The sequence below is a fragment of the uncultured Ralstonia sp. genome (assembly GCA_913056305.1).
Lineage (GTDB): Bacteria > Pseudomonadota > Gammaproteobacteria > Burkholderiales > Burkholderiaceae > Ralstonia.
This window is the reverse complement of record CAJXMR010000173.1, coordinates 1-10132: the sequence shown is the minus strand read 5'-3', so window position 1 is coordinate 10132 and position 10132 is coordinate 1. Positions and strand designations below refer to the sequence as shown.

Genomic DNA, 10132 nt, shown 5'->3' with positions numbered 1-10132 from the left:
GCCTCCTTCTTTTTTCCGCCCGCTTACGAAAATTCAAGGCGCCATCTAGGGCAGGAACGGCCACACCGTCTGAGCGCCACCCATGGCACCGCTTGCTGTTGCTCTGCCTCGTCTTGCCGTCGTCCGCGCGCGGTGATTCGACCGCTATTCTGGGCGCCTCATGTTCGCGTCCAAACGCCTCGAATTCGGCTGTCTGCCCCGCGTGTTCCACCCGAAAAGAGTCGATGGCCACGGTTTGAGATTTGGGCTCCGCGCTCAAACAGTCGATCGCCACGATGTGGGGGCCGCGCTTCGCCGTCGGACAGTCGATCGCCGGTCTCCGGGGCCCGCATTCGGCTCAAAAACAGTCGACAACTCCGCAGTCCGAGGCCCGCGTTTGACCTTCCGACAGTCGAGATCGTCGGTCTGGAGCGCAACATCCATTGTCAGACAGTCGAAGTCGTCAGTTTGAGGTCGAAATTGTCGACCTCAAACATTGGAGTGTCTCGGTTTGGGGCCTGCATTCGGCCTGAAAACATCCGAGCGCCCAGGTTGGTGGCTCAAGTTCCAGCCTTTGATCGTCGCCCCCGCCAGTTTTTGCTTCGATCGCCAGCGCGAAACGGTGGCGCGTGACCAGTGCCCCGCCGCCCGCCTCGCGACGGTTTGGCCGTTGACGTTCTGGCCCTATGCGGCGCCTTGAATTTCTGTTGCGGGGAGGAAAAAGAGAGGAGGCTGTTTGAGCGCAGCGAGTTTGCCTCCTCTCCCTCCCCGCGACAAGAATCCAAGGAGGGTTTCGCCGCATCGGGCGCGCCTTTCTTTGCTTACTTTCTTTGGCAAGACAAAGAAAGTGAGTCAGCCCCGGCAGGGGATGAAACAGGGGATGCACCACCAACAAAAGACCCCCACCAAACCAAACCCCAACAACCCCCTCACCCAAACCGATCCAACAAGCTATACCAAGCCACCCCCGCAGCAATGTAGAACCGCTGCAGCCCATGCAATGGAATCGGCGTCATCGGCGACACCGGGTAAGGAAACGCCTCCCCACCCCCCGTCAGCCGCGCAGCAATGTGCTGCCCCAGGCTGGTACACAGCGCAATCCCCCGCCCATTGCACCCAAGCGCCATCGTCACCCCCGGTGCGGGCTCGTGGATATGCGGCATGAAGTCCCGCGTGATGGCGATGCGCCCTGCCCAGCGGTACTCATACTCCAGCGGCCCCAACTGCGGAAACAGCAGCTCCAGCGAACGTTCGAGGTGCGCAAAATCCTGCGCGCCGCGCGGCTCGCTAAAGAAGCCGCGCCCCCCCATCAGCAGCCGCCCGGCTGCGTCCTTGCGGAAATACAGCAGCAGCCGTTGCGAGGTCGACGCCGTCTCGCCGCGCGTGAGGATGGCCTGCGCATCGGCCGCCCTGAGCGGCTTGGTCGCGACGATGAAGCTATTGGCGGACAGCACCGTCTGCGCCAGGCCGGGCCATAGCGGGCCGGTGTAGCCATTGGTGGCGATCACCACGCGCTGCGCGCGCACCAGCGCGCCGGTGCTGGTGGTGGCGATCCACTCACTGCCCTGCCGCTCCAGCGCGGTCACGGCGGTGTGACCGTGCACATTGGCGCCCGCTTGTTGTGCAGCCCGCACCAGACCACGTGCATACGCCAGCGGCTGGATGGCGCCTGCGCGCCCGTCGAGCCACGCGCCCGCAAACGCGTCAGTGCCCACGCGCCGCGCCACGGCGGCGCGGTCGAGCACCTCCACCGGCACGCCGCGCTTCGCCCACTGCTTTGCCCGCGCATGCAGCGCCGGCACGGCCTTGTCCGAATACGAGAGCTGCAGCCACCCCGCGCGCACCGGCTGGCAATCAATGCGGTGCCGCTCGATCAGGTCGAACACCAGATCGGCCGAGCGCGACACCACGTCAATCAACGGCTCCGCCCGCGCGGCGCCGAACAGCTTCACGAGCTCATCCGGGTCATGCTTGAGCGTCGGGTTCACTTGCCCGCCGTTGCGCCCGGAGGCGCCCCAGCCCGGGTCGTTGGCTTCGAGCACGGTGACGCTGGTGCCGCGCTCGGCCAGATGCAGCGCGGTCGAAAGCCCCGTGTACCCGCCGCCGATGACGAGCACGTCTGTGCTGATTGAATCCATCAATGGCTGCGTGGGCGGCGCGGCCTGCGCGGTGGCCGCCCACAGCGATGGCGGCAGCGGCTCACCACCAGAGGCGATGTCCAGTTGCGGCAGCGTCATGGCACCAGGTCTCCCGCAGGCGCATCGGCGGGCTTGTGCAGCACGCGGCGCAGGAAATCTTGCGTGCGGGGCTGGCGCGGCGCGCCCAGCACCTGCGCAGCGGGGCCCTCTTCGACGATGGTGCCGCTGTGCAGGAAGCACACGCGGTCGGCCACCTCGCGCGCAAAACCCATCTCGTGCGTGACGACGATCATCGTCATGCCCTCGCGGGCCAGCGCGCGCATCACCTCCAGCACATCGCCGACAAGCTCTGGGTCCAGCGCGGAGGTGGGTTCATCGAACAGCATCGCCTCGGGCTCCATCGCCAGCGCGCGGGCAATCGCCACGCGCTGCTGCTGGCCGCCGGAGAGTTGATTCGGGTAGGCCTGCGCCTTGGCGGCCAGGCCCACCTTCTCCAGCAGCGCCATCGCCTTGGCGCGCGCGGCCTCGGTCTGCTCGCCCTTCACGTAGACAGGGCCTTCCATCACGTTCTCCAGCACGCTGCGGTGGGGGAACAGGTTGAAGCGCTGGAACACCATGCCCATGCGGCTGCGCAGCGTGTGGATGGTTTTGCCGTCGCGGTCGACCCGCTCGCCAAAGGCGCGGATCTCGCCGCCGTCGTACGACTCCAGCCCGTTGATGCAGCGCAGGACGGTCGACTTGCCCGAGCCCGAGGGGCCGATCAGGCAGACGACTTCGCCTTTGTCGACATGCAGGCTTACGCCGCGCAGCACGTGGTGGTCGCCGAAGTGCTTCTGCAGCTCACGGATCTCGATCATGGCTTGGCCCTCCCTGCGCCCATGCGACGTTCGAGCCGGCGCAGGCCGAACACCAGCGGCAGGCTCATCACCAGGTACAGCAGCGCCACCAGCGTGTACACCGCCATGTTCTGGAACGTGGACGAGGCGATCAGCTGCCCCGCGCGTGTCATCTCCGCCACCGTGATGGTGGACACCAGCGACGAATCCTTGAGCATCATCACCAGCGTGTTGCCATACGGCGGCAGCGCAATGCGGAAGGCCTGCGGCAGGATCACGCGCCGCATGATGAGCGCGCCGCGCATGCCCATCGCCTGGGCGGCCTCGCGTTGGCCGGGGTCCACCGCCTCGATGCCGGCGCGGAAGTTCTCGGCCTGGTAGGCGGAGTACGCAATGCCGAGCCCGATCACGCCGGCCTGGAACGCCGTCAACTGAATGCCAACATCCGGCAGCACGAAGTAGATATAGAAGAGCTGCACGATGATCGGCAGCCCACGGATGATGTTGACGATGGTCGCCCCGGCCGTCGACACGGCCTGGATGGGCGACAACCGCATCAGCGCCAGCCCCAGGCCGATCACGCTACTCAGCAGGAACGACAGCACGGTCACCTCCACCGTGATCACCGCCCCCTTCAGCAGGATCGGCAGGAAGTCCTGCGCGTGCTCAAGAAACGTTGCAACACTCATGGTGCGTCACCCATCCGGCTCAGATGCCCCACTTGTGCACGATGGCCGCCAGCGTGCCGTCGGCCTTGATCTTGGCGATGGCCTTGTTGATGCGGGCCAGCGTTTCCGCATCGCCCTTGCGCACCACCAGGCAGACGTCGCCCACGTTGGCGGGCTTGTAGCCGGAAGCCAGCTTCACGCCCTCGAAGGTTTTCTGGCGGATCTGGTACGCGATGATGGGCTGGTCGCCCAGGCCCGCCTTGATGCGGCCCAGCGCCAGGTCGCGCGTCATGTCGGCCACCGAGTCGTAGCTGCGCACTTCCTTGAAGATGCCCTTCTTGTTGAGCATGTCGAGGAACACCGTGCCCACCTGCGCGCCCACCACTTCGCCCTTCAGGTCGTCGAGCGAGGTGTAGGCCTTGGCGTCGTCGGCCTTGACGATCAGGCCCTCGCCGTACGAATAGACCGGGTCGGAGAAGTCCACCACCTGCGCGCGCGCCGGCGTCTTTAGCATGGCCGCCGAGATGATGTCGATCTTGTTGGACGTGAGCGACGGGATCAGCGCCGCAAACACCGTCTGCTGCACGTTCACGTTAAAGCCACCTGCCTTGCCCACGGCGGTGACGGTGTCGACCATCATCCCCTGGATCGAATTGGTCTTCACATCCAGGAAGGTGAACGGCACGCCGGTGGCCGTGGCACCCACGTTGTAAGTGGGCGTGGCCCCGCCCTGGGCCCAGGCGAACGACGCGGTGCCGAGCATGCACAGGACCAGTGCGGCGCGGCGGAAAGTGGTGACGACAGACATGGAATCCTCCAGGGAACAGGAAAACGACGCACCCCGAACGCGAATCACCGGGAGGGTGATGGCGGGGGCTCACCTTCATGCAACGAGCATGCCAATCTTCGAACGTCTTGCATCGACCTATAATTATGGAAAACCATTAATCGACGCATGTGTATCGATATGCGATTCTTTGGGTGCCGGCACACTCGCTAAAGCAACTTCAGCAGCACATCTCATGACCGAAGCCAACGACGCCCCCGACCTGCTGTTCAATCAATCCCTGGAAAAGGGGTTGGCCGTGCTGGGCGCCTTCAACGCGCAGCGCCGCACCATGACGATTGCCGAAGTGGCCGCCGCCGCCGACATCAACAAAAGCTCGGCCCAGCGCATGGTCTACACGCTCGAGCAGCTCGGCTACCTGCGTAAGCACCCGCAGACGCGCCGCTACCAGCTCACCCCGGCGGTCATGAAGATCGGCTTCAACTACCTGACCGCCGACACGCTCATCGACGTGGCCAACCCCTTCCTGGCCGAGCTGACCAAACTGACCACCGAAACCTCCTGCCTGACCGAGCCGGACCAGCGCGAGATGGTGTACGTGGCGCGCTTCGTGAGCGCGCATTTCGTGCCGGTGCACATGCCCATCGGCAGCCGCATCCCGATGTACTGCACGGCCTCGGGCCGGGCTTACCTCTCCGCCCTGGCCGAGCCCGAGGCGCGCGCCATCGTGGAAGCGTCAGACCGCGTCGCGCACACCATGCACACGCGCACCGATGTGGCCGAGATCCTGCAAACGCTGCGCACGACGCGCCAGCGCGGCTACGCCGTCAACTGCGAAGAGCTGTTCCTGGGTGACATGACGCTCGCCGCGCCCATCGTGAGCGGCAACGGGCGGCCGCTGGGCGCCATCCACCTGGTGGCGCCCACCGGGCGATGGACTGCGGAGGAGATGGAGACGAAGCTGGCGCCGCCGCTGCTGCAGTGCGCGCGGGCGATCAGTACGTCGGTGCGGGCGTTGGGGTAAGCGGCTAGCGGTGAATGGGCCGTCCAATCTCCGCAGATTGTGCGGAGAATAGGCCGGCTAGCCCAACATCTCCGGCACCACCAGACTCATCATCGGATGCACCTCAACGCGGAACCCGATGCCGCCCTTGACCACCGGATCGTCAGCGGCCAGCGCCTGGGCATCAGCGAGCGTGCCGTCCGGCAATTGAACAATGGCAACGCCGTACGGCCCTTTTGGGTCCGCCACCGGCCCGAACGCCACCACCATGCCCTGCTTCATCAACGCCTTCCAATAGGCCGAGTGCTCGGCCATCAGATGGGCCTCGGCGGCGGTCATGTCGGCGGGAAAGGTGGGGCGCGGCCCGATCAGCTTGTAGAAGAAGTAGTGCATACGAGCCTCCGTCTTCGGGTTTGACTCAATCGAGAATGAAATCCCGTGCCGCGGTTTCATCGGCGAGAGCAGGCTCCCCCACCATATCCCGCACCGCCCCCTCAATCATGGCCGACATGGCATTGAGCGCGAGGTCGTTCTCTTCCGTGCCGAAGGGCTCTTCAATTTGCGCGGCGATGGCCTCGTGCGCCATGAAGGTGTACGCCACGAACACCGCAAACACGGGTGTGAAGTTGCCGATGCTCTCCACCAGCCCGAACGGCAGCGCCGCGCAGAAGAAGTACACCGTGCGGTGGATCATGACGGAATACGCAAACGGCAGCGGCGTGGAGACAATGCGCTCGCACCCGCCGATGACGTTGGACAGCTCGTTCAGGTTGCGATCAAACGCCAGCGTGGCATAGGCGTCGAGCGCGCCGTCTTTTGTGCGTTTTTGCACCCACTCGCCCAGCCACAGCAGAAGCATGGCCGGTCGGTAGCGCGCGCCCATCACCCGATCGAGCAGCGGCGCGGGCAGGCGGGCGGCCAGGTCTGCGCGCGGATCGGTGCGGCGCAACTGGTGGCGCAGCGCATGCGGCAGCGCGCCCAGCACCTGCGTGAACTCGCGCATGTCCGCCTCGGACACACCGTCGTTCAGCCCTGCCTTGCGCGGCAGCGTGAGCGCCTGACGCGTGAGCGAGCGCGCATCGTTGAGCAACTGGCCCCAGAGCTTACGGGCCTCCCAGTAGCGGTCGTAGCTGGCGTTGTTGCGAAAGCCCAGGAACACCGCCAGCGCAATGCCGACGAGCGAGAACGGCGTCGTGCTCAGGTTGACGGTGATGGGCAGCCAATGCGCATGCACCGCCACCGCCACCAGCGAGATGCAGAAGATCAGGAACAGGCGCGGCAGCAGCTGCGGCAGGACGGAGCCGCGCCACGCGAGCAGCATGCGGAACCAGTGCAGATGCGGGCGGACGACCATGGCGGGGTGGGAGAGGCTGGGGTGCGGGAATTATCGCAGATGGTCGAGGCAGGCCCGCGCTGGTGCTGCGGGCCTTGAAACGAGGTTAGTTGCCTGCCGCCTCCGCCTTGTCCAGAAGTGCCGCGATCGTGCTTACGAGGCAGCCGATCACCTCCCACAGGTAGTTTTCAGGCGTGACTTCATCTGACGCCGACATGCTGTTGGCAATCTTCCTGAGTTTGCCGATGGCCGCGTCGATGCGTGCTTTGCTCTCACCAGGTTCAGCGTCTTCGCCTCGAAACGACAAAGCGTTTGCTCTGGCCTCCAGCGCGTCTGTGGCTTTGACAAGCGTCACGCTGAGTGTCTTTGCTCGACCACCTCTAAACACGTCTGCATCGTAGCCGGTGCCCCGCTTGCCGGGTTTCGCTTTGGCCAGCTGGGCAAACGCGGTCTCTATGTTGAAAGCATCAAAGCGCATTCTTCCTCCGAATCGGTTCCAAAAGGTACGAATTCGTAGTCTGCTTCCGATGCTTCTTGTTCAGCTATCAGACGGCTCTTTGAAACGAAAGCTCACCTTCAAGTCATTCATCCACGAGGGCTCGATCAGCCTGTCATGCTGCATGCGCCCGACCACGATGCCGGGATGCACGCCAATCTGCCGCGCAAAAACGCGTACAGCCTCCTTGCTGCGAACGTTGGACAGCACCGCAGCGTGCTCGGGAGGGATCAGCCAATCGCCTGCCCATTGATTCGCCTCGTGCTCTTGGGGGTCCGTGGTGTGGCCGGCATTCGGGTCATCCAGGAATACCGATTTCTTCTCTTCCTTCGAATTGGCATGCAACACAATGTGCGCGGCTTCATGAAAGAAGGTGAACCAGAATTTGTCGTTGGTCTTGCCGTAGAGCGAAAGCTGGATCAAGGGTCGCGTAGGGCTGAGCCAACGGGCTACGCCGCTGACATGCGCGCGCGGGATGGCGGGCACCAGTACAAAGGCGACGCCTGCCTCCAGCAATAGCTGGCGCAACTGTGGCTCGAACACTCCGGGCGTTTCGTGGGTCAGGCGGCGGATCGCCTTCAACGCCTTCTCAAACCGGATCTTGTCGTACTTCGGGCCGTCCTGCTTTTCCGCTTGCTGCTCGCCCAGGCGCAACCATGAGGAGATGGCGCCGACATCGCTTTGCTCCGCCCGGCTGCGCCGAAACGCCACCTGCATGCCGCCGTAGTGGGCGCGCCAGTCGTCCGGCGAGGCCACGCCAAAGAAGCGCAGACAAGCATCAACGAGGCTGGGTTTGTGCTTGGCATCGTTTCGGCTCTTCGGAATCGCGCCACTTGTCATCAACTCCTTGATGGGCAGCTCGTCCAGCCACGGAACCCAACCAGCGTGCGCGCGTTCCGCTTCCAGACGGGCGCAATGTTCACGGTATTTGGCTTCACGCGCCAGCCAAAACCCAGCGTTGCTGCCCAACACGCGCTCAAGGCGCAAGGCGGCTTCATCGGTAAGCGGCACCTTGCCGTTGATCAGCTGGCTGATGTGTTTTTCGGTATAGCCCAGACGCCGGGCCAGTTCAGACTGTGTCCAGCCGCGTTCCTCAATCAGGTCGAGGATGGTGTCGCCAGGGGGAGAGACCCAGTCTGGCGCAAAAGGAGCACTCAGCTCAGTCATGGTAGTCCCCTATGAACTCAATACAGATAATGGTGACCCGTGACCAGTCAATGCCGCCACCCGGATGTGTGGGGCAAGGGTCATGGTATGGACTGAAGACCAGGCGCCACCCGCCGGCAAGGTCGAGCGCAAATTGCCCAGCCCGATCACCCTTGAGCGGGTGTGGGTTGCCAGCCACGAGATCCGTCACCCGGCTCGCCGCTTCCAGATCGCTCAGGCGTGTGCGCAGCTTGCGCGCGCTAGCTGCGCCGAGCTTCTTCTCGGCGGCGGCTTGTTTTTCACACAGTTCTCGGACTTTCTTGTCCTTAAAGTTGATTTCCAAGGACTCCCCATTCTATCAATCTTTACCGAACAGGTAAAATTCTAAGCCAGTCGACGCCCGCTGACGAGTGCGCCTGCGCGTCGCCCGAGCTGTTTTCTGTTGCCTTTTGTGCAGCCCTCCGCGTGCGGTTGGATGGATGCGATCTCCGAAGCGTCATTGCATCCATCCAGACAGCTTGTGCCGTGTCGGGTTCACTTTGAAGGCTGCCGATCGCGCGGGCGTTGAGGCGCGATCGCCCACAAGCCACCCCCACCGCACACGTCGCGCCCCCGCCACGGCCCCACCCCGGCCAACGCCCGTGCGCACGCCCTCAATTGCAAACAATTCCAAGCACCGGGGCCACCGGCGCAAACGTGTTGCCACAATCCACCCAACGGACCCGGCAGCCGTGCCCCGTCCGCACAACAAGAAAAAAAGGGCCGCTTGCGCCCGGGGAAGACAGGTGCGACATGTTTGCCAACACCAGACCGCTCGACGGCCTGCACACGGTGCACATAGGCCTCGGGCCACTCGCGCAGATGCTGGCGCTGTGGGCCGACACCCCCGTGCTGGTGGCCGCGTATGACCACACCGACACGCTGCGCTACGCCAACGCCGCCTTCGTGCAGGCGTACCGCGCGCAGGAGGGCCAGACCTGGGCCGAGCTGATGCGCGCCAACCACTGCACCCGCGAGGGCGCGCAGATCGACACCGACGACATCGACGCGTGGATCGCCTCGGCCCGATCGCGCCGGGGCAAGACGCCGTATCGCGCCTTCGAGGCCGAACTGCACGGCGGCCGCTGGCTGTGGATGACCGAAACCGTGCACGCCAACGGCTGGCTGCTCAGCATTGCCAGCGACGTCACGCCCCTGCACACCGGCCACCGCGCCCTGCGCCAGGACCGCGACCGTGCCCTGCGCGCGGCGCTCACCGACCCGCTCACCGGCATCAGCAACCGCCACCACCTCATGACCGTGCTGCGCGCCAGCTTGGCCGCCCCGCACCACCAGCCGCTGGCGATTGCCGTGCTGGACCTCGACCACTTCAAGCGCATCAACGACACCCTGGGCCACGCCGCCGGCGACGTCATCCTGCGCGACTTCGCCACCCACATGCAGCACAGCGCCCGCCGCGAAGACACCTGCGGCCGCCAGGGCGGAGAGGAATTCCTGATGCTCTTCCCGCGCACCACCGTGGCCGACGCGCGCCACCAGATCGCCCGCCTGATGCACGCCGTGCGCACCAGCCGGCCGCTGGCCGGGCAACCGGCGCTGGGCTACACGTGCTCGATCGGGCTGGCGCAGGCGCGGGCCGATGACACGGCCGAAGCGCTCATCCACCGCGCAGACGTGGCGCTGTATGCGGCCAAGGCGGGTGGGCGGGATCGGGTGGTGGAGGCGGCGGGGGATTGATCGGGCGGG

11 protein-coding genes are annotated in these 10132 nt (G+C 64.9%); 2 read left to right on the top strand and 9 right to left on the bottom strand.

Going from position 1 to position 10132, the window contains the following annotated elements:
• Window positions 1-908: 908 nt before the first annotated feature.
• Genes QZ609_RS20355 through QZ609_RS20340 form a run of 4 tightly spaced genes read right to left on the bottom strand, consistent with a single transcriptional unit; the run spans window position 909 to window position 4429 of the window.
• Entirely contained in the window at window positions 909-2216 is a 1308-nt protein-coding gene (locus QZ609_RS20355; protein ID WP_295498771.1) for an FAD-binding oxidoreductase, read from the bottom strand.
• On the bottom strand, window positions 2213-2974 hold the full coding sequence (locus QZ609_RS20350; RefSeq protein WP_295498768.1) for an amino acid ABC transporter ATP-binding protein: 762 nt from the start codon (window positions 2972-2974) through the stop codon (window positions 2213-2215). The genes QZ609_RS20355 and QZ609_RS20350 overlap by 4 nt, the downstream gene beginning before the upstream one ends.
• Window positions 2971-3642, bottom strand: a complete 672-nt coding sequence (gene ehuD, locus QZ609_RS20345; RefSeq protein ID WP_295498766.1) for an ectoine/hydroxyectoine ABC transporter permease subunit EhuD — start codon at window positions 3640-3642, stop codon at window positions 2971-2973. Before ehuD ends, QZ609_RS20350 begins: the two co-directional genes overlap by 4 nt.
• Window positions 3643-3661: 19 nt before the next feature.
• Window positions 3662-4429 (bottom strand): ABC transporter substrate-binding protein, encoded by a 768-nt coding sequence (locus tag QZ609_RS20340; RefSeq protein WP_295498763.1) that lies wholly within the window; start codon window positions 4427-4429, stop codon window positions 3662-3664.
• Window positions 4430-4643: 214 nt separating this feature from the next.
• Here QZ609_RS20340 and QZ609_RS20335 point away from each other — a divergent pair, with 214 nt between their 5' ends.
• Window positions 4644-5432 carry an IclR family transcriptional regulator gene (locus QZ609_RS20335; protein ID WP_295498724.1) on the top strand — a complete coding sequence of 263 codons (789 nt, stop codon included), beginning with the start codon at window positions 4644-4646 and terminating at the stop codon, window positions 5430-5432.
• A 57-nt stretch (window positions 5433-5489) separates the two neighbouring features.
• Here the strand turns inward: QZ609_RS20335 and QZ609_RS20330 are convergent, their stop codons facing one another.
• From QZ609_RS20330 to QZ609_RS20310, 5 genes are all read right to left on the bottom strand, one after another.
• Window positions 5490-5804 (bottom strand): YciI family protein, encoded by a 315-nt coding sequence (locus QZ609_RS20330; protein WP_295498721.1) that lies wholly within the window; start codon window positions 5802-5804, stop codon window positions 5490-5492.
• Between the two features lie 25 nt (window positions 5805-5829).
• Window positions 5830-6765 carry a bestrophin family protein gene (locus QZ609_RS20325; protein ID WP_295498718.1) on the bottom strand — a complete coding sequence of 312 codons (936 nt, stop codon included), beginning with the start codon at window positions 6763-6765 and terminating at the stop codon, window positions 5830-5832.
• An 85-nt stretch (window positions 6766-6850) separates the two neighbouring features.
• The gene (locus QZ609_RS20320; RefSeq protein WP_295498715.1) at window positions 6851-7222 is read right to left on the bottom strand and encodes a hypothetical protein; all 372 of its coding nucleotides are present in this window, start codon (window positions 7220-7222) and stop codon (window positions 6851-6853) included.
• A 60-nt stretch (window positions 7223-7282) separates the two neighbouring features.
• Window positions 7283-8407: a helix-turn-helix domain-containing protein gene (locus tag QZ609_RS20315; protein ID WP_295498712.1), complete on the bottom strand. Its 1125-nt coding sequence runs from the start codon at window positions 8405-8407 to the stop codon at window positions 7283-7285.
• Window positions 8400-8729, bottom strand: coding sequence for a killer suppression protein HigA (locus QZ609_RS20310; RefSeq protein WP_295498710.1), 330 nt, complete (start codon window positions 8727-8729; stop codon window positions 8400-8402). Before QZ609_RS20310 ends, QZ609_RS20315 begins: the two co-directional genes overlap by 8 nt.
• A gap of 449 nt (window positions 8730-9178) precedes the next feature.
• On the opposite strand from QZ609_RS20310, the gene QZ609_RS20305 reads away from it, so the two are divergent.
• Entirely contained in the window at window positions 9179-10123 is a 945-nt protein-coding gene (locus QZ609_RS20305) for a GGDEF domain-containing protein (RefSeq protein ID WP_295498707.1), read from the top strand.
• The last annotated feature ends 9 nt before the right edge of the window (window positions 10124-10132 follow it).